We start from the raw sequence: 909 nt of genomic DNA, 5'->3' as shown, positions 1-909 counted from the left end.
GCAATGCCGTGCCCGGATCCATCCAGAGTGTCGTGCTGGCGCGCATGGACATGCTCTCGCCGCCCGACCGGCAGGCGCTGCAGGCAGCCTCCGTCCTCGGGCAGCGATTCCAGCTGCCCGAGCTGCGCGCGCTGATCGGCGACGATCGCTACGTCTGCGACGAGCTCGTCACCCGTTTTCTCCTTCGGCCCGAGGGCAGCGGTTTCCTCATTGTCCATGCCCTGATCCGCGACGGCGCCTACGCCTCCCTGCTCCAAGCACGTCGGCGCGGGCTGCACGCCAAGGCCGCCGACTGGTTCGCGGGACGCGACGCGACGCTGCATGCTGAGCACCTCGACCAGGCGGGTGACCCGAGAGCGCCCGGCGCCTACCTCTTCGCCGCTGAGGAGCAGGCCCGCGCCTATCGTTACGAGCGCGCGCGCCGACTGGTCGAGCGCGGACTCGCTCTCGCATCGACGCGCGCCAATCGCTTCGCCCTGGCCCGCTCCCATGGCGAGATCCTGCGCGAGCTGGGCGCCACCGCCGAGGCCATGACCGCTTATCAGCAGGCGCTCGACGCTGCCGATCTCGAGGCCGATAAGTGCCGGGCTCGCACCGGCCTTGCAGGCTGCCTGCGGATGCTCGACAGGTACGCCGAGGCGTTCCGCCTGCTCGACGATGCTGAGGTCGGCACCGCTGTCGAGGGGCTTGATCTCGAACTCGCCCGCATTCATCACCTGCGCGGGAACCTGCATTTCCCGCTCGGCCAGATCGATTTCTGCCAAGCGGAGCATGCCCGAGCGCTGGAGCATGCCCGGCGCGCCGGCTCGGTCGAACTCGAGGCCCGGGCGCTCGGCGGCATTGGTGACGCCGACTACATGCGCGGGCATATGCGTAAGGCCCGCGACCACTTCAGCCGGTGCGTCGAGC

Annotated in this window: 1 protein-coding gene; it reads left to right on the top strand. The window is 69.7% G+C overall.

Going from position 1 to position 909, the window contains the following annotated elements:
• Positions 1–909, top strand: a 909-nt coding sequence (locus CU102_RS28310; RefSeq protein ID WP_146146493.1) for a tetratricopeptide repeat protein, incomplete at both ends; no start/stop codon positions are given.

This window comes from Phyllobacterium brassicacearum, from assembly GCF_003010955.1.
In the GTDB taxonomy this organism is placed as follows: Bacteria; Pseudomonadota; Alphaproteobacteria; order Rhizobiales; family Rhizobiaceae; genus Phyllobacterium; species Phyllobacterium brassicacearum.
The sequence above is the reverse complement of the archived record's forward strand: the minus strand, read 5'-3'. Positions and strand labels throughout refer to the sequence as shown.